Consider the following 21,577-nt stretch of genomic DNA (forward strand, 5'->3'; position numbering starts at 1 on the left):
GTGAAGAGCACGATGACGGCGCCGGGCGGCACGTCCTCGTAGTACGTGACGACCGTTCCGCTCAGTGTCACCGTCACCCCGATCGCCACCGCGATCGCGAAGGTCAGGGCGAAGCTGCGGGACAGCTGCTGGGCTGCCGCGACCGGCACCACCATCAGCGCGGAGACCAGGAGCAGGCCGACCACCCGCATGGCCACGGTCACCGTGACCGCCGCCGTGACCGCCGTCAGGAGGTTCAGGGCGCGCACCGGCAGACCCGTCACACGTGCGAATTCCTCGTCCTGGCTGACCGCGAACAGCTGGCGGCGCAGGCCGACGGTCACGAGAAGGACGAACGCCGCCAGGAAGCCGATGGCCCAGACGTCGGACTGCGAGACGGTGGAGAGGGAGCCGAAGAGGTAGGAGTTGAGGTTGGCGGTCGAGCCGCCCGGCGCGAGGTTGATGAAGAGCACGCCGCCCGCCATGCCGCCGTAGAAGAGCATGGCCAGCGCGATGTCGCCGCGCGTCTTGCCGTACCAGCGGATCAGCTCCATCGTGACCGCGCCGAGCACGGAGACGAGGGTGGCCATCCACACCGGCGAGGTCGAGAGCAGGAAGCCGAGGCCGACGCCGGTCATCGCCACATGGCCGATGCCGTCGCCCATCAGGGCCTGGCGGCGCTGGACGAGGTAGATGCCGACGGCGGGCGCGGTGATCCCGACGAGCACGGCGGCGATCAACGCCCGTTGCATGAAGGGGGAGTTCAGGATTTCCATCATGATCAGGTCAGCAGTCCCGTGCGTACCGGCTCGGCGGCCGTGTGCGGATGTACGTGGTCGTGGCCGGGCAGAGCGTGCTGGCCCACGGCCCTCGGTGGTGGCCCGTCGTGCACGACGCAGCCGTCGCGCAGCACCACCGCCCGGTCGATCAACGGCTCCAGCGGGCCCAGCTCGTGCAGCACGAGCAGCACCGAGGCGCCGGCCGCGACCTGCTCGCGCAGGGTCTCCGCGAGGATCTCCTGGCTCTCGATGTCGACGCCCGCCATCGGCTCGTCCATGATCAGGAGCTCGGGTTCGGCGGCCAACGCCCGTGCGATCAGGACGCGTTGGTGCTGGCCGCCGGAGAGTGCGTCCACGGAGTCCTTGGCCCGGTCGGCCAGGCCGACGGCCGCGATCGCCCGGTCGACGGCGTCGCGGTCGGCCTTGCGCAGGATCCCGAAGCGGGTGCGCGAGAGGCGTCCGGAGGAGACGACCTCGCGGATCGTGGCCGGGACGCCGCCCGCGGCGGTGGTGCGCTGCGGCACGTATCCGACCCGGCCCCAGGCGCGGAAGCGGCGCCGCGGGGTGCCGAAGATCTCGACCGAGCCGCCGCTCAGCGGCACCTGCCCGATGATCGTGCGGATCGCGGTGGACTTGCCCGAGCCGTTCGCGCCGAGCAGCGCGACGACCTCGCCGCGCCCCACGGCCAGATCGATGCCGCGCAGGACGGGACGCGAGCCGAGCTCGGCCGTCACCTTGGTGAGCGTTATGACGGGCTCCATGGCAGGTGCCTCCAAAGCGGGTGGACGGGGGGTCGCTCGGCGCGAGGCGCCCAAGTCGCCTGGTTCGGCGGTCACTTGGTGCCGAGCGCGGTGGTCAGGGCGGTCAGGTTGGAGCGCATCACCGAGAAGTAGTCGGTGCCCTTCGACCGGTCGGTGATCCCTTCGAGGGGGTCGAGCACATCGGTCCTGAGCGAGGCGTCCGACGCCAGGGTCTTGGCGGTCTTGTCGCTGACCAGCGTCTCGTAGAAGACGGTCGTGACGCCGTCGGCCTTCGCCATCTTCTGGAGGTCCTTGATCCGTGCCGGGCTGGGCTCGGAGTCCGGGTCGAGGCCGTTGATGGCCTCCTCGGTCAGCCCATAGCGCTCGGCGAGGTAGCCGAAGGCGGCGTGGGTGGTGATGAAGACCTTCGCCTTGGTGTTCTTCAGCGCGGCCGCGTACTCCTTGTCGAGGCCGCCGAGCCTGCCCACCAGGGCGTCGGTGTTCTTGGCGTAGTCCGCGGCGTGGGCCGGGTCGGCCTTCGCGAGGGCCGCGCCGACGCCCTTGGCGACCTCGGCGTACTTCACCGGGTCCAGCCAGATGTGCGGGTCGTCGCCGCTCTCGGAGTGGCTGTGGCCGTGGTCGGCGTGGTCGTCGTGGCCCGCCTCTTCGGCCGCGTCGTCGTGGGCTGCCGCGTGGCCGCCGACCTCGTTGCCGTGCTTCTCCATCGCGGTGAGCGTCGAGGCGTCGACCTTCGTCTTGACGTCGGCCTGCTGGACGGCCGCGTCGACGGCGGGCTGGAGGCCCTTGAGGTAGACGACCGCGTCCGCGTCGTTGAGCTTCGCCGTCTGGCGGGCGCTGATCTCCAGGTCGTGCGGCTCGACGCCCGGCTTGGTGAGGCCGGTGACCGCGACGTGGTCGCCGCCGATCTGCTCGGTCAGGAACTGCAAGGGATAGAACGACGCCACCACGTCCAGCTTCCCGTCCTTCCGCTCCGCGGCGGAGCCCGAACCGCAGGCCGTGAGGGCGGTGAGGCCGAGGAGGGCGGCGCAGGACAGGGCGGCCGTGGGTATGAGGCGTCGTACGTTCATGACATCCATTTTCAACAAAGATGGAAACGATTGTCAATAATCAGTACGGGTGGACCCCTGCGCGGAGCCCCGGGCGGGGACCGATTTGATAGAGGGGGTGCGGCCGCCGGTAATCTGAAGGCTTCGCCGTTCCCCCGTTCACGTCGTCGTTAATGAAGAGAGCACCGTGGCCGCCGACAAGATCGACACCATCGTCAACCTGAGCAAGCGCCGTGGCTTCGTCTACCCGTGCAGCGAGATCTACGGAGGCCAGCGGGCCGCCTGGGACTACGGGCCGCTGGGTGTCGAGCTGAAGGAGAACCTGAAGCGCCAGTGGTGGCGCTACATGGTCACCTCGCGCGAGGACGTCGTCGGCATCGACTCGTCGGTGATCCTGGCCTCCGAGGTCTGGGAGGCCTCCGGCCACGTCGCCACCTTCACCGACCCGCTCACCGAGTGCACCTCCTGCCACAAGCGCTTCCGCGCCGACCACCTCGAAGAGGCCTACGAGGAGAAGCACGGCAAGGCCCCCGCGAACGGCCTCGCCGACCTCAACTGCCCCAACTGCGGCAACAAGGGCACCTTCACCGAGCCCAAGAGCTTCTCCGGCCTGCTCTCCACCCACCTCGGCCCCACCCAGGACAGCGGCTCGGTCGCCTACCTGCGCCCCGAGACCGCCCAGGGCATCTTCACCAACTTCGGCCAGGTCCTTCAGACTTCCCGCAAGAAGCCGCCGTTCGGCATCGCGCAGATGGGCAAGTCCTTCCGCAACGAGATCACGCCCGGCAACTTCATCTTCCGCACCCGCGAGTTCGAGCAGATGGAGATGGAGTTCTTCGTCAAGCCCGGCGAGGACGAGCAGTGGCAGGAATACTGGATGGAGCAGCGCTGGAACTGGTACACCGGCCTCGGCCTGCGTGAAGAGAACATGCGCTGGTACGAGCACCCGGCGGAGAAGCTCTCCCACTACTCCAAGCGCACCGCCGACATCGAGTACCGCTTCAGCTTCGGCGGCAGCGAATGGGGCGAGCTCGAAGGCGTCGCCAACCGCACCGACTACGACCTCAACGCCCACGCCAAGGCCTCCGGCCACGACCTGGCCTACTTCGACCAGGAAGCCGGCGAGCGCTGGACGCCGTACGTCATCGAGCCCGCAGCCGGTGTCGGCCGCGCGATGCTCGCGTTCCTGCTCGACGCCTACAGCGAGGACGAGGCGCCCAACGCCAAGGGCGTCATGGAAAAGCGCGCCGTGATGCGCCTCGACCCGCGCCTGGCGCCGGTCAAGGTCGCCGTCCTGCCGCTGTCCCGCAACGCCCAGCTCTCCCCGAAGGCCAAGGGCCTCGCGGCCGACCTGCGGCAGAACTGGAACATCGAGTTCGACGACGCCGGTGCCATCGGACGCCGCTACCGCCGCCAGGACGAGATCGGCACCCCGTTCTGTGTGACCGTCGACTTCGACACCCTCGACGACAACGCGGTGACCGTGCGCGAGCGCGACACCATGGCCCAGGAGCGGGTCTCCCTGGACCAGATCCAGCAGTACCTCGGCAGCCGACTGCTCGGCTGCTGAAGGGAGTTGGGGTGCTGGAGGCGCACGCCCCCAGCACCCCCGCCCGAACGGCAAACGCCGGACGGGCCGGAAGCGACCGCTGAGCGGCACTTCCGGCCCGTCCGGCGTTTCGCGTGCTACGACTTGCGCAGCGCGACCACCGCGCACGTCACCGCCATCGGCAGCTCCGCCGCCAGCGCCAGCGTCACGGCCGTGGCAAGTTCCGTACCCGGCGCGGCCGTTGCCACATCGAACCAGGCGTCGACCAACAGGACCGCCGCCGTCGCCGCGGCCACCTGGGACGCCCGGGGGTCACCCCGCCGCACCAGCACCCCCGTACCGGTGAGCCCCACCGCAAGCAGCGCGTCCAGACCCACCCACGCCGTCGACCAGTTGGACACCTGCGTCGTCTGCGGAAGCGTCTTGGCCAGCACCACCATCCACGGCACCAGCGCCAACCCCGCCCCGGTCAACACCGTCGCCAGGCGCGGACGACGCAAGGCCCCCGCGACACCCACGACGGTACGGGGCGAACGGCTCGTACGGATCTGAGGGGCGACGAGAGTCATGGCGGCGGGCTCCTTGTCCGGCCCGGCGGAACCTCCGCCCGAGCACAGTGACAACCCTCGCCCGCCGAGCCGCCCAGGTCAGTAACGCGGCTGTCCGAACCGGGGGTGGTGCCAGCTATACCCCCCACCGGGTACCACCATGATGGCAACGCCCTGACCAGCCCAACTACCCTGTGCACATGGCAACTCCCGGCCCGCTGCGGCGCGCGTACCACTGGAGCGCCGCGCACGCGCCGTGGTCGGCGTGGGCCTGGCGCAACACCGCACTCGTGGCCGCGTCCATACCCGTGGCGGTCCCCGTGATGCTCGCCCTCGCCTACACGTTCTCCAACCCCGGGCACCTCCTCAAGACCCTCGGCTCCGTCCTCCTGCTGCGCCCGCTGCTCACCCTCCTCCAGCGCAGCCGCCTCTGGTCGCTGGCCGGGCTCGACATCCCGAAGATCCCCTGGGCCCACCGCTGGTACCACCCGCACGGAATCCTGCCCCGGCTGCGCGCCGAGTCGACCTGGCGGCAGTACGGCTACCACCTGCTCGTCTCCCCGCTCACCGCACTCGGCGGCGCCCTCGTCGTCCTCGGCTGGGCCGCCGGCGCCGGCTGCGCCCTCGTCTACTCCTGGGTGTGGGCCCTGCCCGAAAACTACCGGCCGCCCGGCTGGACACAGCAGTACACCGCCTTCACCGTCCTCGGCGTCGTCCTGCTCATCGCGACACCCTGGGCCGCCGCCCTCATCGCCCACTTCGACCACCGGGCCGCCACCGCCCTGCTCGGCCCCAACCGCGCCAAGGAACTCGAACGCCGCGTCGAGGACCTCGCCGAGAGCCGCGCCGACATCCTCGACGCCGCCGACCTGGAACGCCGGCGCATCGAACGCGACCTCCACGACGGCGCCCAACAACGCCTCGTCTCCCTCGCCATGAACCTCGGCATCGCCCGCGCCACCCTCACCGACCTGCCGCCCGAAGCCCGGGCCGTCATCGACGAGGCCCACCGCGAAGCCAAGGAAGCCATCGAAGAACTCAGCAACCTCGTCCGCGGACTGCACCCCGCCGTCCTGGAGGACCGCGGCCTGGACGCCGCGATCTCCGGCATCGCCGCCCGCGCCCCCTTCCCCGTCGCACTCACCGTCGACCTGCCCCAGCGCCCCACCCCCACCGTCGAGGCCGTCGCCTACTTCGTCGTCTCCGAAACCCTCGCCAACGTCGCCAAGCACGCCCGCGCCACCCGCTGTCGCGTCCACGTCCGCCGCCGCGCCCAACTCCTGACGATCACCGTCGAGGACGACGGCGTGGGCGGTGCCGACCCGGCCGGCGGCACCGGACTGCTCGGCCTGCGCAAGCGCGTAGGGTCGGTCGACGGAACCATCCGGATCAACAGCCCCCACGGGGGCCCAACCGTCATCACTGTGGAGCTGCCGTGCGGGCTGTGATCGCCGAGGATTCGGTACTGCTGCGGATAGGACTCGTCAAAGTCCTCGACATGGCCGGCTTCGACGTCGCCGCCGAGACCGAGGACGCCGAGGGCCTGCTGCGGGCCGTGGAGGAACACCGGCCCCAGCTCGCCCTCGTCGACGTCCGGATGCCCCCCGGATTCACCGACGAAGGCGTCCGCGCCGCTCTGATGATCCGTCAACAATGGCCGGACACCGCCGTGTTGCTCCTCTCCCAATACGTCGAAGAGCGCTACGCCGCCGACCTGCTCGCCACCCAGACCGGCGGCATCGGCTACCTCCTCAAGCAACGCGTCGCCGACGTCGAGGAGTTCGTCGACGCCCTCAAGCGCGTCGCCGCCGGCGGCACCGCCCTCGACCCGCAGGTCGTCGCCCAACTGCTGCTGCGCCGCGGCGGCGGAACCGACCCGCTGGAACGCCTCACCCCGCGCGAACGCGAAGTCCTCGCCCTCATGGCCGAAGGGCGCTCCAACGCCGGGATCGCCGCCGAACTCGTCGTCAGCGAAAGCGCGGTGGCCAAACACATCAACAACATCTTCGCCAAACTCGACCTGCCCGTCGCCGACGGCGACCACCGCCGCGTCCTCGCGGTCCTGCGCTTCCTGGACGGCGGCCCCGCGTGACCGCCACCGGGCACCACGAAGCCGCCGCCGAACAGCGCGAAGCTGCTGCCGAACAGCGCGAAGCCGCTGCCGAACAGCGCGAAGCCGCCCCCGGGCACCGCGAAGCCACCGGGCGGCGCGGCACGAAAGAGGCGGGAGGGCGGGCGCGTCACCGCGGCGCCTGGATCGCCGTGGCGATCATCGGCGCCCTGGGCATCGTGGTGCCGTGCGTCTTCTCCCTGGTGGCCGGCGCCATCAGCCGCACGGACCGGTACGTCGGCCCCGACAACGGCCGCGCCCACCCCGTCACGGCCGTCGAAGTGGACGCCGGAGTCTCCCGGATCACCGTCACCAGCGGCCCCGCCGGACACGTCACCGTGAACGGCAGCCTCACCTGGTCGATGAAACGCCCCGTCGTCGAACAGACCTGGGACGGCGACACCCTCAAGCTGAAGACCCGCTGCACCGGCTTCGTGGACCGCTACCTCCAGAACTGCCAGGTCGACCTCGACCTCGCCGTACCCACCGGAGTCAGCCTCAAGGTGCACGGCGGATCCGGCGAGATCAAGGTCCACGACCTGGCCGGCCCGGTCGACCTCCACGGCGGTTCCGGCGGCATAAAACTGTACGGACTGAAGGGCCCGGTCAGGGCGAGCGTCGGCTCCGGCGAACTCCAGGCCGTCCAACTCGCCTCCCCGAACGCCTCGTTGGAGGCCGGATCCGGCACCATCGACGCCGACTTCGCCACCGCGCCCCAGCACGTCGAGGCGGACACCGGGTCCGGCAGCGTCGACATCACGGTGCCCCAGGGCGCCCGCTACCGGGTGACCGGACACTCCGGATCGGGCGGCCGCAGCATCCAGGACGAACTGATCGACAGCGGCTCCGACCGCGTCATCGACGCGACCACCGGCTCCGGCTCGGTGGACATCGGCTACCCCGGCCACTGAACCCGGCCGGCGCACCAAAGGGCACGCCGGGCGTTGGCGGACGGGCCCTAGCGCTTCAGCCCGTTCAGGATCAGATCCGCCACCGCACCGAAATCGTCCCGGATCGACGGCCGGGACCACTCCGCCGCGTACACCGGATCATGGAAGCGGCCCGTCGCGTCGAACACCGCACGCGCCGCGCTGCCCGGCGTATCGGAAATCCTGAACTCGCCCCGTGCCACGCCCAGTTGAATGATCGCCGTGAGCTGGCCCACCAGCTCACCGATGTGCTCCTCCACCACCCGGCTGTTCTCCCGCAGCAGCACCTCGTACGTCTGGAACAGCTCCGGATCATCGCCCGCCTTGGCCATCTTGGCCAGGAACAGCTCGCTCAGCCACAGCCGCAGCACCACCCCCGACTCCAGATCCTCGCGGGCCGCGATTCCCCGCAACAGATCCGTCGAACGGTTCAGCCAGCGCTCCGTGACCGCCTCGCGCAGCGCGGCCTTCGTACGGAAATGGCGGTAGACGCTGCCATGGCTCACCCCGAGCTGGCGTGCCACATCGACGACCGTGGCCTTCGCCGGGCCGTGGCGGCGCAGCACCTCCTCGGTCGCCACGAGGATGCGCTCGGCGGTCAGTGGTTCCGTACTCATGGCCATGACGTTACCTGCCGCTCCCAACGGCCCGGCCGGCCTGTGGACAACCCCGGTGACAGGGTTGTCCACAGGCCACGCCGGGCGACGATCCGCCCGTACCACCGGGCGAACGATTCCGTCCGTGGCTCAGTGCTCGCTGTCCAGGTGGGCCATCTGCGCCTGCGGGTAACGGTCGCCCGCGGCCGCACCGGCCGGTACCGCCGCCTCGATCGCGGCCAGGTCCGCCGCCGTCAGCTCCACATCGAGCGCGCCCAGCGCCTCGGCCAGCCGGTCCCGGCGCCGCGCGCCGACCAGCGGCACGATGTCCGCCCCGTGCCGGGGGCCCTGCGCCAGTACCCAGGCGATCGCGGTCTGCGCGACCGACACCCCCTTCTGCTCGGCGATCTTCCGCAGTGCGTCCACCAGGTCCAGATTGTGCTGGAGGTTCTCGCCCTGGAAGCGCGGGCTCATCCCGCGGAAGTCGCCCGCGGCCAGCTGCCGGTCCCGCGTGAAGTGCCCACTGATCAGACCGCGCGAGAGCACCCCGTACGCGGTGATGCCGATGCCCAGCTCGCTCGCCGTCGGCAGGATCTCGTCCTCGATGCCGCGCGAGATCAGCGAGTACTCGATCTGGAGGTCCGAGATCGGGGCCACCGCCGCCGCCCGGCGCAGCGTGGCCGCGCCCACCTCGGACAGGCCGATGTGCCGCACGTGCCCGGCCTGGACCAGCTCGGCGATGGCGCCGATGGTCTCCTCGACGGGTACGTCCGGGTCGATCCGGGCGATCCGGTAGATGTCGATGTGGTCGACGCCGAGGCGCTGGAGCGAGTACGCGGCGAAGTTCTTGACCGCGCCGGGCCGGCCGTCGTACCCGGACCAGCCGCCGTCCGGGTCGCGCAGCGCGCCGAACTTGACGCTGGTCAGCGCCTGCTCGCGGGCCGCGGCGGGCGCGGAACGCAGCGCCTCGCCGATCAGCATCTCGTTGTGGCCCATCGCGTAGAAGTCGCCGGTGTCGAGCAGGGTGACACCCGCCTCCAGGGCGGCGTGGATCGTGGCGATCGACTCGTCCCGGTCGGCTTCTCCGTACAGCGCAGACATGCCCATGCAGCCGAGGCCGAGCGCTGCGGTCCGGGGGCCGTTGGTGCCGAGGGTGAGGGTTCGCATGAGGGGGCTCCCTGGGGGTGGGGATAGGGATGGGGATGAGGGTGGGGATCCGAGGGGTGGATCGAGGGTGTGCCCCCACCATCGCATGACAACTGACAGATTTCAATATCTGTCAGTTGTCATGCGATGGGTCGGCCCGACGCTCCGGCCGGGGTACCGTCGCCCTCATGGCTAAGAGTCGCAACAACCTGCTCGGTGTCGGTGGACAGCGCAAGAAGGTGTCCCGCAACGGAGACCAGGGCTCGGTCCAGGGGAGTGCGGCCGACCGGAAGGCGGCCGTGGACAAGAAGGAGGAGCTGCTGCGCAAGATGCGTGAGCGCGCCAACCCCGCGGTGCCGGAGCCGAGCGAGAGCTGATCCGGAGCGTCCCGGAGGGGGCGGACGGCGAGGGGCCCGGAACGTGAGAACACGTTCCGGGCCCCTCGCCGTCCGGGGAGTTCCGCCGTCCGGGCGGCCTCAGCCGCTCACCGCATGACACGCGGCAGCCGCAGGCTCAGCAGTGCCGTCACCACGACCAGCCCGAGCTGTACGAGCAGCGTGACCACGAGCGCGTCGCGCATGCCCGCCGAGGGGGCGAGCGCCAGGAAGAGCGTGCCCAGGGTGGCGACGCCGAGGGCGAGCGCGGACTGCTGGGTGGTGACCACCACGCCGCCGCCCACCCCGGCCCGGTCGCCCGGGATGTCGGAGAGCATCAGGCGCATGAGGACCGGGAGTTGGAGGCCCTGGCCGAGGCCGGCGACGGCGACGCCCGGCGCGAGTTCGGCGACGGTCAGCCCGGACCAGCCGTGCCACACGGTCAGGGTGAGCAGGGTGATGCCCACCGCCTGGATCACGCCGCCCGCCGTCACCACCCGCGTGCCGAACCGGCCGATGAGCCGGGGCCCGGCGAGGGAGGCGGCGAAGAACGCGAGTGCCATCGGCACCAGGGCGAGACCGGCTGCGACCGGGCCCATCCGCAGGCCCTGCTGAAGCACCACGGCGACCACGAACATGAAGCCGCTGAACCCGATCGAGAACGGCACCACCATCACCAGGCCGCGCCGCAGCGAGTGGATGTCGAGCAGGCTCGGCGGCACCAGCGGAGTCCGACCCTGCCGGTCGGCACGCCGCTCCATCAGGAAGAACGCGACGGCCGCGAACGGGAAGACGCCGAGCGAGAGCCACGTCCACAGCGGCCAGCCCGCGGCCCGCCCCTCGGTCAGCGGCAGCAGCAGCGACACCAGTGAGAGCGCCAGGAGCAGGGTGCCGGCCACGTCGATGCCGGCCGGCCGGTCCGAGCGGGTCTCTGGCACCGTACGGACCGCGAGGAGCAGGCCGGCGACGGCGACCGGCACGTTCACCAGGAACACCGAACGCCAGCCGGACCCGGCCACATCGGCCGCGACCAGAACGCCGCCGAGGATCTGCCCGGCGACCATGGACAGGCCGGCGGTCGCCCCGTACAGGCTCATCGCCTTGGCGCGGCGCGGGCCCTGCGTGGTGGCCTGGATGGTGGCGAGTACCTGGGGCATCATCAGCGCGGCCGCGGCACCCTGTGCCACCCGGGCGCCGACCAGGGTCCAGGCGGTGGGGGCGAGGCCGCAGACGAGCGAGGTGAGGCCGAAGGCGGCCATGCCGGTCAGGAAGAGCCGGCGCCGCCCCGCCATGTCGCCGAGGCGTCCGCCGAGCACGAGCAGCACCGCGTAGGCGACGCCGTATCCGGCGACCACGAGTTCCAGCAGGGCCGGGCCCGCCGCGAGGTCGCTGTCCATGGACGGCAGGGCGACGTTGACGATGAAGAAGTCGATCAGAGGCAGTGCCGCGCCGAGCAGTACCGTGAACAGCCCGAGCGGCCCGATCACCGCCCCGTGGTGGGTGACCGGGACCGTGGGGGACAGGGGAGGAGTGGGGGAAGGTGTGGAGGTCGTCCGTACCGTTGTTTCGCTCACGGAGAAGACGATCCTCCTGTTTTTAGCCTGGTACCAGAGTCTCCTTATCCTGGTACAAGCACTACCTGGCAACCGGCTGACAACCATCGGCCGGTACGGCACCCTGAAACCATGAGCACTGTGGCACCGGCGAGCGATGTCCGCCGTCATGAGCTGGCCGAGTTCCTGCGCAGCCGCCGTGAACGCATCACCCCCGAACAGGTCGGCCTGCCTCCGGGCCGGCGCCGCCGCACCCCGGGCCTGCGCCGCGAGGAGGTCGCCCAGCTCTCCGCTGTCGGAGTCACCTGGTACACCTGGCTGGAGCAGGCCCGCGACATCCAGGTCTCCCCGCAGGTCCTGGACGCCCTCGCGCGCGCCCTGCTGCTCGACCCCAGCGAGCGCAGCCACCTCTTCGCGCTGGCCGGCGCCCTCGACCCGGCGCCGAACGCGACCTGCCCGAGCATCACCCCGGCGCTGCGCGCGATGCTCGACCAGCTGGGCCCGATCCCGGCCTGCATCCAGAACAGCCGGTACGACATCCTCGCCTACAACCCCACGTACGGGCAGCTGCTCTGCGACCTCGACGCCCTGGCGCCGGAGGACCGCAACTGCCTGTGGCTGGCCTTCACCCACCCCCAGTGGCGGGCCTCGGTGGTGGACGTCGCCGAGATGAACCGGGTGATGGCCGCCAAGTTCCGCGCCTCGATGGCCGAACACCTCACCGAGCCGGCCTGGAAGGCGCTCCTCGCCCGGCTGGAGGGGGCCTCCCCGGAGTTCCGCGAAGTGTGGGCCCGGCACGAGGTGGTCAACCAGGGCGGCAAGACGAAGTACCTGGACAACGCCCATGTCGGCCTGCTGCGCGTCGAGCACACCAATCTCTGGCTCGGCCCGTCGGCCGGCCCGCGCGTGGTCATGTACGTACCGGCCGACGAGGAGACCCGCCGGCGTCTGGAGCGGCTGCGGGCGCTCACCGAGTCCGGTCAGGCGTTGGCGTCCGCCGGGGTCTGAACGGCGGGCGCCTCCAGGCGCTCCGCGGTCCGCCGCGCCGACTCGCGCGCCCGGCGCCCGCTGGTGGCGAGCCCCACGCACAGCACGCTCAGACCGCAGCCCGCGATGATCCACCAGGCCGGCCGGGCGGCCCCGGGGAAGCTGTCGGCGTACGCGCCGGGGGCCACGCCCGCCATGCCGCCCGCGAGGACCGCGCCGATCACCGCGACCCCGAGGGTCTGGCCGATCTGGCGGCTGGTGGAGGCGACCGCGGCGGCCACCCCGGCCTGGGAGCGGGGCATTCCGGAGACCGCGGTGTTGGTGATGGGCGCGTTCACCATGCCGAAGCCGAGGCCGAACAGGACGTACCCGGTGAACAGCAGGGCCGTGGTCCGCTCGGCGTCGAAGACCGCGAACAGGAGCCCGCTGGCGGCCATCGCGACTCCGGCGACGAGCAGCGAGAGGCGCGGCCCGCGGCTGCCGACGAGGCGTCCCGACAGCGGCGCGCAGACGAAGGTGAGCGCGGCCATCGGCAGCATGTAGAGCCCGGCGTTCAGGGCGCTCAGGCCCCGCGCGTTCTGGAGGTACAGGGTGTTGAGGAAGAGGAACCCGCTGAGCGCGGCGAACGCGGAGACCGCTATCACGGTGGCGCCGCTGAACGGGACGCTGCGGAAGAACCGCAGGTCGATGAGGGGTTCGGCGCGTCGTGGCTCGTACACCAGGAGGGCGGCGAGGGAGGCGAGGGCGAGCGTGCCGAAGCCGAGGATCTGCGGCGAGGTCCAGCCGGCGCTGGGCACCTCGATGATCGCGTACGTCAGCGAGCCGAGCAGCGCGATGATCAGGAGCTGGCCGACCGGGTCGGGGCGGCGCGGCTTGGGGGCGCGGGATTCGGGGATGTAGCGCCAGGTCAGGAAGAGGGCGAGCAGTCCGACCGGCAGGTTGAGCCAGAAGATCGAGCGCCAGCCGACCGTCTCGACGAGCACGCCGCCGACGATGGGGCCCGCGGCCATGGAGATGCCGACGACGCCGCCCCAGACGCCGATGGCGCGGGCGCGTTCGCGCGGGTCGGTGAACGTGTTGGTGATGATCGACATCGCGACGGGGTTGAGCATCGAGCCGCCGACCGCCTGCACCATCCGGAAGGCCACCAGGGATTCCAGGTTGGGGGCGAGCGAGCAGAGCACCGAGCCGATGGTGAACAGGATCAGGCCCGCCTTGAAGACCCGTCGGCGTCCGATCCGGTCGGCGGTCGAGCCCGACAGCATCAGGAGCGAGGCGAGGACCAGGGTGTAGGCGTCGATCGTCCACTGCATGCCGGAGACATCGGCGTGCAGTTCCTTCTGCATGGAGGGGAGGGCGACATTGAGGACGGTGTTGTCGAGGCTGACGATCAGCAGGCTCATGCAGCAGATCGCCAGGATGAGCATCCGTCGGCGGTGGGTGGGCTCGGACATGGCTTCGATAGTACGCCTAACTAATGAACCCCGGTTCATGCGGCCCGGGTGTCGGCGGTCCCGGTGGTGGCGCCACCGGGGTCGCGCGCCCACGTTGTCCACAGCCCCCGGTGGGCCGCGGCCGGCATGCGCGACAATGAACAGATGACCACGCTCTCCATCGGCCCGCACACCGTGCAGCCGCCCGTGGTGCTCGCACCCATGGCCGGCATCACCAACGCTCCGTTCCGCACCCTGTGCCGCGAGTTCAGCGGCGGCAAGGGCCTGTTCGTCAGCGAGATGATCACAACGCGGGCGCTGGTCGAGCGCAACGAGAAGACCATGCAGCTCATCCACTTCGACGAGACCGAGACCCCGCGCTCGATCCAGCTCTACGGAGTGGACCCGGTCACCGTCGGCAAGGCCGTCCGCATGATCGTCGCCGAGGACCTGGCCGACCACATCGACCTCAACTTCGGCTGCCCCGTGCCCAAGGTGACCCGCAAGGGCGGCGGCTCCGCCCTGCCCTACAAGCGGCCGCTGCTGCGCGCGATCCTGCGCGAGGCCGTCACGAACGCCGGGGACCTGCCGGTCACCATGAAGATGCGCAAGGGCATCGACGACGACCACATCACCTTCCTCGACGCCGGCCGCATCGCCGTCGAAGAGGGCGTCACCGCCATCGCCCTGCACGGCCGCACCGCCGCCCAGCACTACGGCGGCACCGCCGACTGGGACGCCATCGCCCGCCTCAAGGACCACGTCCCCGAGATCCCCGTGCTCGGCAACGGCGACATCTGGTCCGCCGAGGACGCGCTGCGCATGGTCAAGGAGACCGGTTGCGACGGCGTCGTGGTCGGCCGGGGCTGCCTCGGGCGCCCCTGGCTCTTCGGCGACCTGGTGGCCGCCTTCGAGGGCACCGACTCCTTCGCGCGGCCCACGCTGCGCACGGTCTCCGAGGTGATGCTGCGGCACGCCACGCTGCTGGGCGAGTGGATCGGCGACGAGACGCGCGGTGTGATCGACTTCCGCAAGCACGTCGCCTGGTACCTGAAGGGCTTCGCGGTCGGTTCGGAGATGCGCAAGCGCCTGGCGGTCACCTCGTCGCTCGACGAACTGGGTGCTCAGTTGAGCGAGCTCGATCTGGACCAGTCGTGGCCGGACGGAGCGGACGGCCCGCGCGGCAGAACGTCCGGAAACAACCGGGTCGTCCTGCCCGACGGCTGGCTGAAGGACCCTTACGACTGCTCCGGCATCAGCATGGAGGCCGAGCTGGACACCTCCGGCGGCTGATCCGCGCGGCTCCGGAGGGGCCCGGATCCGTCCGAAGAGCCGTCCGAAGGCTGGAATGCCGCTCGATCGAGCGCGTGATTCTCGCCACCCCTGATAGGGGTTGCGCTCAGATGAGCGTTTTCCGGGTGGCTGCACCTCTGAAAGGGGTGGCACTGAGTGCCACCCCTTTCGCGTTCAGGTAGTGAACTCACTTGAACACACACCCGCTCACATGAGAGCAACTAAACCCTTTCTTGACCTACTCCGTTCAAGTGATGAAGGCATGCGGCGAGGGTCGCTTACGCGCCAGTCACTTTCGATCTGGTGGCGGACGAGTGGTTAAGACCCCGTGACGCGCAAGTGGACGTACCCAGACACCTTCGATCTGGGTATGTTCCTCGCCGTCAGGGCAGCCACCGCGGATTCGAGGAGTCGAGACCCGTGTCGGAAGACAAAGACCTCCAGCACACCCAGAAGTTCGTCTACGACTTCACCGAGGGGAACAGGGACCTCAAGGACCTCCTCGGCGGAAAGGGCGCGAACCTCGCCGAGATGACCAACCTCGGCCTCCCGGTCCCTCCCGGGTTCACGATCACCACCGAGGCGTGCAAGGTCTACCTCGACAGCGGCGACGAGCCGGCCGAGCTGCGCGACGAGGTCAGCGCGCACCTCGACGCCCTCCAGCAGACGATGGGCAAGAAGCTCGGCCAGGCCGACGACCCGCTGCTGGTCTCCGTCCGCTCCGGCGCCAAGTTCTCGATGCCCGGCATGATGGACACCGTCCTCAACATCGGGCTCTCCGACGAGTCGGTGGCCGGCCTCGCCGCCCAGGCCGGCGACGAGCGCTTCGCCTGGGACTCCTACCGCCGCCTGATCCAGATGTTCGGCAAGACCGTCCTCGGCGTGGACGGCGAGCTGTTCGAGGAGGCACTGGAGGACGCCAAGGCCGCCAAGAAGGTCACCGTCGACACCGACCTCGACGCGGGCGACCTGAAGAAGCTGGTCAAGCAGTTCAAGAAGATCGTCAAGGCCGAGGCCGGGCGCGACTTCCCGCAGGACCCGCGCGAGCAGATGGACCTCGCGATCCGCTCGGTCTTCGAGTCGTGGAACACCGACCGCGCCAAGCTCTACCGCCGCCAGGAGCGCATCCCCGGCGACCTCGGCACCGCGGTCAACATCTGCTCGATGGTCTTCGGCAACCTCGGCCCCGACTCCGGCACCGGCGTCGCCTTCACCCGCGACCCGGCCTCCGGCCACCAGGGCGTCTACGGCGACTACCTCCAGAACGCGCAGGGCGAGGACGTCGTCGCCGGCATCCGCAACACCGTGGCTCTCGCCGAGCTGGAGGGGATCGACAAGAAGTCCTACGACCAGCTCATGCAGATCATGGAGACCCTGGAGACCCACTACAAGGACCTCTGCGACATCGAGTTCACCATCGAGCGCGGCCAGCTGTGGATGCTCCAGACCCGGGTCGGCAAGCGCACCGCCGGCGCCGCCTTCCGCATCGCCACCCAGCTCGTGGACCAGGGCCTCATCGACGAGGCCGAGGCGCTCCAGCGCGTCAACGGCGCCCAGCTCGCCCAGCTGATGTTCCCGCGCTTCGACGACGCGGCCAGGAGCGACCTGATCGGCCGGGGCATCGCCGCCTCGCCCGGCGCCGCGGTCGGCAAGGCCGTCTTCGACTCCTACACCGCCGTCAAGTGGTCCCGCTCCGGCGAGAAGGTCATCCTGATCCGCCGCGAGACCAACCCCGACGACCTGGACGGCATGATCGCCTCCGAGGGCATCCTGACCTCGCGCGGCGGCAAGACCTCGCACGCCGCCGTCGTCGCCCGCGGCATGGGCAAGACCTGTGTCTGCGGCGCCGAGGAGCTGGAGGTCGACACCAAGCGCCGCCGCATGACCACCTCGGCCGGCACCGTCATCGAAGAGGGCGACGTCGTCTCCATCGACGGCTCCACCGGCAAGGTCTACCTCGGCGAGGTCCCGGTCGTGCCGTCCCCGGTGGTCGAGTACTTCGAGGGCCGCATGCACGCCGGCGCCGACGACGCCGACGAGCTGGTCGGCGCCGTGCACCGCGTCATGGCGTACGCGGACCGGGTACGCCGCCTGCGCGTACGGGCCAACGCCGACAACGCCGAGGACGCCCTGCGGGCCCGCCGCTTCGGCGCCCAGGGCATCGGCCTGTGCCGCACCGAGCACATGTTCCTCGGCGAGCGCCGCGAGATGGTCGAGAAGCTGATCCTCGCCGACACCGACGACGAGCGCGAGACGGCACTCAGTGCCCTGCTGCCGCTCCAGAAGACGGACTTCGTCGAGCTCTTCGAGGCGATGGACGGACTCCCGGTCACCGTCCGCCTGCTGGACCCGCCGCTGCACGAATTCCTGCCCGACATCACCGAGTTGTCGGTCCGCGTCGCGCTCGCCGAGTCCCGCAAGGACGCCAACGAGAACGACCTGCGCCTGCTCCAGGCCGTCCACAAGCTGCACGAGCAGAACCCGATGCTGGGCCTGCGCGGCGTGCGCCTGGGCCTGGTCATCCCCGGCCTGTTCGCCATGCAGGTACGGGCGATCGCGGAGGCGGCCGCCGAGCGCAAGAACGCCAAGGGCGACCCGCGCGCCGAGATCATGATCCCGCTGGTCGGCACCGTCCAGGAGCTGGAGATCGTCCGCGAGGAGGCCGACGCCGTCATCGCCGAGGTCGAGGCCGCCACCGGCACCGAGCTCAAGCTCACCATCGGCACCATGATCGAGCTGCCCCGCGCCGCCCTGACGGCCGGTCAGATCGCCGAAGCGGCCCAGTTCTTCAGCTTCGGCACCAACGACCTGACCCAGACCGTCTGGGGCTTCTCCCGCGACGACGTCGAGGCCAGCTTCTTCACCGCGTACCTGGAGAAGGGCATCTTCGGGGTCTCCCCGTTCGAGACCATCGACAAGGACGGCGTCGGCTCCCTCGTGCGCTCCGCCGTCGAGGCCGGCCGCGCCACCCGCCCCGACCTGAAGCTCGGCGTCTGCGGCGAACACGGCGGCGACCCCGAGTCGGTGCACTTCTTCCACGAGGTGGGCCTGGACTACGTGTCCTGCTCGCCGTTCCGCATCCCCGTCGCCCGCCTCGAAGCGGGCCGCGCGGCCGCCGAGTCGAAGGGCAGCGACTCGCGCTAGAGCCCCGGAGCCGCCGCCGGGTCCCCGACCCTCACCACCGATCCGGCGGCGGCTCCGGAACACCAAGAAGGGGCGGCAACCCTGTGCGGGGGTGCCGCCCCTTTTGCCTTCACGGCCCCTCACCGGCACGGTAAGCGTTTGCCTCGGAGGCAACGCACTACACGTTCCAGGTGTGCGAGCGCTTAATTCCTGTTGAATGGCGGACATTTAACGACGTCATGGCCGGAAATACAGAGTGCGGTTCACGGATCCCCACCCGTGAACCGCACTCTGTCAACCACGCCGAGCACGGAGCCGCCACCTACGCCCACCGCCGCCAGACACTGTGAAGCCCCCCACGGTCTTCGCAGAATCTTTCCGGTCGGCTCGGTGTCGTGCCCGACGCGGTACAGCCTTTCGCTCCGGGCGCCCCTTCCGCGAGGCCTTTCAACTGTGGCTGAAAGGCCCGTGGTCACGGGCAGTGACGGGAGGCATACTCAGTCGAGTCGGTCGGGGGATCAATTGCGGATGCAACAACAAGGCAACACGTTGCAGACAGTGGACAGGTGGGGTTTCGGTGCTGCGCATTCATTTCACCGGCGAGGATCTGGCCCGGCTCCGTATGGCGCCGGGTCCCGACACGCTGTGGGAAACGATTCTCAGCTTTCACCGCTTAAGGGACCGGCGGGGCGCCTCCGTATTCGGTGAATGGCGACAGGAAACTCGCGGCCGATTGAGCGGAGAAACACGATTGCTCTCCGCAGTCGTTCCGTGTCGCGGATATTTCCCCGACTTTCTCACCCCGCCACACGGCCCGCATTCCCTCGACGCCGGCCTGATGCGCATTCGCGAGACCGGACCCGAGCGCCTCGACGCCGAACTCTCCCGCCTCCCCGGCGGCCGCCCCACCACCGGCTGGGCCGCCGCCCTCGCCGACGGCTGCACCACCCAACTCGGCCGCCTCGCCGACGCGTTGGCCGCCTACCACCAGGCGGCCGTCTCCCCCTACTGGGCCCACATACAGGCCCGCGTCGACGCCGACCGGGCCGCCCGCGGCCGCGCCCTGCTCGACGGCGGGGCGAGCGAACTCCTGGACTCCCTGCCGCCGATGCTGCGCTGGCGCGCCCCCGTCCTGGAGGCCGACTATCCGGTGGACCGCGAACTCCACCTCAACGGGCGGGGGTTGCTGCTCCAGCCCTCGTTCTTCTGCCGTCGCACCCCCGTCGCCCTCCACGACCCGAAACTGCCGCCCGTCCTGGTCTACCCGGTCACCCACACCCAGGCGCCCTATGAGTCCCCGCCAGGGCCCGGCCGCACCACCTCGCTCGGCCGGCTCGTCGGACACACCCGGTCCAGCGTGCTCATGGCCATCGGAAACGGCTGCACCACCAGCGAACTCGCCCGCAGGGCAGGGGTGTCGCTCGCCTCCGCCAGCCAGCACGCCGGAGTCCTGCGCGACGCCGGCCTCCTGGTCACCCTGCGGCACGGCAACTCCGTATTGCATACGCTGACCCCGCTCGGCTCCGCCCTGCTGTGCGGCGGCACCCCGCGCGTGCCGCGGCCGCGCCGGCCGTCCCAGGCGGCTCAGTCGTCGATCCCGGAACGCTCCACGCCCGCCACGATGTAGCGCTGGAGCAGCAGGAAGACCAGGACCAGCGGGACGATGGACACGGCCGCCGCCACGAACAGCTCGTGCAGGTTGACCACTTGGGCCGTGGTGAAGGTGGACAACGCCACCTGCACCGTCCAGGCGTCCCGGTCCTGGCCGATGACCAGCGGCCACAGAAAGGAATTCCAGGCACCGATGAACACAATGGTGCCGACCGCCGCGAAGACCGGACGGGCATTGGGTACCACGATCCGCCAGTACGTCCGCCAATATCCAAGACCGTCGACCCGGGCCGCATCCTCCAACTCTCGTGGAAATCCCGTGAAGAACTGGCGAAAGACGAAGCACGCGAACCCGGAGAACAGCGTCGGAACGATCAGACCCCGCAAGCTCGACACCCAGCCGAGGGACGAAACAAGAACGAAACTTGGTACGAACGTGACCGCCGCGGGAACCATCAACGTCCCGATCACCGCGTAGAACACCTGGTTGGCGAACCGGTACGGGATCCGCGCAAGCCCGTACCCCGCCAGCGAAGCCAACAGCAGCGTGCCCACCGTCGTCGCCACCGCGATCAGCGCCGAGTTCAGCAACGACCGCGCCATCGGCACCGCCGGATCGTCGAACAGCTCCCGCACGTTCGACCAGTGCACGCTGGAAGGGAAGAACGTCCAGGAGGGCGAGGTGATGTCCCGCTCCGCCGACAGGCCGTTGCGCACCAGCAGATAGAACGGGACCAGGAACAACAGCGCGAGCGCCACCAGGATCACCCAGCGCAGCGCCCGCCCCACCCGCACCAGAGGATCCTCGGGCCGCCCCCCGCGCGGGGCACCGCCGGCTCGGAACACGCCCATCAGTCGGCCTCCTTCCGACCCAGGCCGAACCAACGGGCCTGGAACACCGTCACCACCGCGATGATCAACGCGAGGATCACCGCACCCGCACTGCCCATCCCCAGGTTCTGCCCCTGCCCGAGCGCCGTGTAGTACAGGTAGACCAGCGGCGGGCGGGCATACGGCGGATAGCCACGCGCGTCCGACAGCAGGTTGTAGAACTCGTCGAACGCCTGGAACGCGTTGATCACAAGCAGCAGCACCACCGCGACCGACGTCGCCCGCAACTGCGGGAACGTGATGTACCGGAACACCTGCCAGCCCGGCCGCGCCCCGTCCACCGCCGCCGCCTCGTACAGCCGCGGACTGATCCGCTGCAACCCGGCCAGGAACAGGACCATGTAGAACCCGGCCTGCAACCACAGCCGCACCGTCACGATCACCAGCCAGTACCAGGGCGGATGCGTCGTCGACAGCCACGCCGTCTGCTCCACCCCGAACCAGCCGAGCACCGTGTTCACCAGACCGAACCGCACCCCGCTGAACAGCGACATCTTCCAGATCAGCGCCGCCACCACATACGAACAGGCCGCCGGCAGGAAGAACACCGACCGGAAGAACGCCTGAAAACGCCGCACCCGGTGCACCATCAGCGCGAGCCCCAGCGACAGCGCGTACGTCGCCGGCACGATGAACAGCGAGAACACCGCGAACGTCCCCAGACTGGACGTGAACGCCCCGTCACGCAGCATCGCCGTGTAGTTGCCGAACCCCACGAAGTCCGTCGGCGACACCGTGTTGTGGGCATCGAAGAAGCTGAGGTACACGCTCCACAGCAGCGGGACATACGTGAACAGGGCCAGACCCGCGGCGAAGGGGCCGACGAAGACCCAGAACCACAGCGTGTTGTCCGAAACCCGACGTCGCAC

General features: G+C 70.1%; 19 protein-coding genes. 9 read left to right on the forward strand and 10 right to left on the reverse strand.

Translation table 11 applies throughout. The features are described 5' to 3' along the window. The 3 genes from CG740_RS29455 to CG740_RS29465 all read right to left on the reverse strand — a co-directional run. Positions 1 to 755, reverse strand: a 755-nt coding sequence (locus tag CG740_RS29455; protein WP_234376538.1) for a metal ABC transporter permease, incomplete at its 3' end; no start/stop codon positions are given. Between the two features lie 5 nt (positions 756 to 760). Further along, complete coding sequence (locus tag CG740_RS29460) at positions 761 to 1,519, reverse strand: metal ABC transporter ATP-binding protein (protein WP_100578320.1); 759 nt, start codon at positions 1,517 to 1,519, stop codon at positions 761 to 763. Positions 1,520 to 1,590: 71 nt separating this feature from the next. After that, on the reverse strand, positions 1,591 to 2,586 hold the full coding sequence (locus tag CG740_RS29465; protein WP_100578372.1) for a metal ABC transporter substrate-binding protein: 996 nt from the start codon (positions 2,584 to 2,586) through the stop codon (positions 1,591 to 1,593). 166 nt (positions 2,587 to 2,752) lie between these two features. On the opposite strand from CG740_RS29465, the gene CG740_RS29470 reads away from it, so the two are divergent. After that, entirely contained in the window at positions 2,753 to 4,135 is a 1,383-nt protein-coding gene (locus CG740_RS29470) for a glycine--tRNA ligase (protein WP_100578321.1), read from the forward strand. Between the two features lie 116 nt (positions 4,136 to 4,251). Here the strand turns inward: CG740_RS29470 and CG740_RS29475 are convergent, their stop codons facing one another. Further along, positions 4,252 to 4,683: a hypothetical protein gene (locus CG740_RS29475; RefSeq protein ID WP_100578322.1), complete on the reverse strand. Its 432-nt coding sequence runs from the start codon at positions 4,681 to 4,683 to the stop codon at positions 4,252 to 4,254. 179 nt (positions 4,684 to 4,862) lie between these two features. On the opposite strand from CG740_RS29475, the gene CG740_RS29480 reads away from it, so the two are divergent. The 3 genes from CG740_RS29480 to CG740_RS29490 are packed head-to-tail and all read left to right on the forward strand — an operon-like array spanning position 4,863 to position 7,683. Further along, the gene (locus tag CG740_RS29480) at positions 4,863 to 6,110 is read left to right on the forward strand and encodes a sensor histidine kinase (RefSeq protein WP_100578374.1); all 1,248 of its coding nucleotides are present in this window, start codon (positions 4,863 to 4,865) and stop codon (positions 6,108 to 6,110) included. Next, positions 6,098 to 6,754, forward strand: a complete 657-nt coding sequence (locus CG740_RS29485) for a response regulator (protein WP_234376539.1) — start codon at positions 6,098 to 6,100, stop codon at positions 6,752 to 6,754. Before CG740_RS29480 ends, CG740_RS29485 begins: the two co-directional genes overlap by 13 nt. Next, positions 6,751 to 7,683, forward strand: coding sequence for a DUF4097 family beta strand repeat-containing protein (locus CG740_RS29490; RefSeq protein ID WP_100578323.1), 933 nt, complete (start codon positions 6,751 to 6,753; stop codon positions 7,681 to 7,683). Before CG740_RS29485 ends, CG740_RS29490 begins: the two co-directional genes overlap by 4 nt. 47 nt (positions 7,684 to 7,730) lie before the next feature. On the opposite strand, the gene CG740_RS29495 is transcribed toward CG740_RS29490, so the two are convergent. Together CG740_RS29495 and CG740_RS29500 are read right to left on the reverse strand one after the other, a co-directional pair. Continuing rightward, positions 7,731 to 8,324, reverse strand: a complete 594-nt coding sequence (locus tag CG740_RS29495; protein WP_100578324.1) for a TetR/AcrR family transcriptional regulator — start codon at positions 8,322 to 8,324, stop codon at positions 7,731 to 7,733. A gap of 123 nt (positions 8,325 to 8,447) precedes the next feature. Next, positions 8,448 to 9,464 carry an aldo/keto reductase gene (locus CG740_RS29500; RefSeq protein ID WP_100578325.1) on the reverse strand — a complete coding sequence of 339 codons (1,017 nt, stop codon included), beginning with the start codon at positions 9,462 to 9,464 and terminating at the stop codon, positions 8,448 to 8,450. Positions 9,465 to 9,631: 167 nt separating this feature from the next. Between CG740_RS29500 and CG740_RS29505 the strand changes: the two genes are divergently transcribed. Beyond that, positions 9,632 to 9,820, forward strand: a complete 189-nt coding sequence (locus CG740_RS29505) for a DUF6243 family protein (RefSeq protein WP_100578326.1) — start codon at positions 9,632 to 9,634, stop codon at positions 9,818 to 9,820. 107 nt (positions 9,821 to 9,927) lie between these two features. Here CG740_RS29505 and CG740_RS29510 read toward each other — a convergent pair whose 3' ends face one another. Further along, positions 9,928 to 11,391 (reverse strand): MFS transporter, encoded by a 1,464-nt coding sequence (locus CG740_RS29510; RefSeq protein ID WP_234376540.1) that lies wholly within the window; start codon positions 11,389 to 11,391, stop codon positions 9,928 to 9,930. Between the two features lie 111 nt (positions 11,392 to 11,502). Between CG740_RS29510 and CG740_RS29515 the strand changes: the two genes are divergently transcribed. After that, the gene (locus CG740_RS29515; protein ID WP_100578327.1) at positions 11,503 to 12,378 is read left to right on the forward strand and encodes an MmyB family transcriptional regulator; all 876 of its coding nucleotides are present in this window, start codon (positions 11,503 to 11,505) and stop codon (positions 12,376 to 12,378) included. Here the strand turns inward: CG740_RS29515 and CG740_RS29520 are convergent. Continuing rightward, positions 12,351 to 13,811: an MFS transporter gene (locus tag CG740_RS29520; protein WP_100578328.1), complete on the reverse strand. Its 1,461-nt coding sequence runs from the start codon at positions 13,809 to 13,811 to the stop codon at positions 12,351 to 12,353. The genes CG740_RS29515 and CG740_RS29520 overlap by 28 nt on opposite strands. A 126-nt stretch (positions 13,812 to 13,937) precedes the next feature. Between CG740_RS29520 and dusB the strand changes: the two genes are divergently transcribed. The 3 genes from dusB (at position 13,938) to CG740_RS29535 (ending at position 19,833) form a co-directional block, all read left to right on the forward strand. Continuing rightward, positions 13,938 to 15,083: a tRNA dihydrouridine synthase DusB gene (gene dusB / locus CG740_RS29525; protein WP_100578376.1), complete on the forward strand. Its 1,146-nt coding sequence runs from the start codon at positions 13,938 to 13,940 to the stop codon at positions 15,081 to 15,083. Positions 15,084 to 15,503: 420 nt separating this feature from the next. Continuing rightward, entirely contained in the window at positions 15,504 to 18,227 is a 2,724-nt protein-coding gene (gene ppdK, locus CG740_RS29530; protein ID WP_100578377.1) for a pyruvate, phosphate dikinase, read from the forward strand. Between the two features lie 556 nt (positions 18,228 to 18,783). Continuing rightward, a complete protein-coding gene (locus CG740_RS29535) occupies positions 18,784 to 19,833 on the forward strand; it encodes an ArsR/SmtB family transcription factor (RefSeq protein ID WP_100578329.1) in 1,050 nt (349 codons plus the stop codon). On the opposite strand, the gene CG740_RS29540 is transcribed toward CG740_RS29535, so the two are convergent. Beyond that, positions 19,791 to 20,669, reverse strand: a complete 879-nt coding sequence (locus CG740_RS29540) for a carbohydrate ABC transporter permease (RefSeq protein WP_100578330.1) — start codon at positions 20,667 to 20,669, stop codon at positions 19,791 to 19,793. The two genes, CG740_RS29535 and CG740_RS29540, sit on opposite strands and share 43 nt — an antisense overlap. After that, a complete protein-coding gene (locus tag CG740_RS29545; protein ID WP_234376541.1) occupies positions 20,669 to 21,577 on the reverse strand; it encodes a carbohydrate ABC transporter permease in 909 nt (302 codons plus the stop codon). The genes CG740_RS29540 and CG740_RS29545 overlap by 1 nt, the downstream gene beginning before the upstream one ends.

Origin of the sequence: Streptomyces sp. CB01201 (assembly GCF_002803085.1) — a bacterium.
In the GTDB taxonomy this organism is placed as follows: domain Bacteria; phylum Actinomycetota; class Actinomycetes; order Streptomycetales; family Streptomycetaceae; genus Streptomyces; species Streptomyces hundungensis.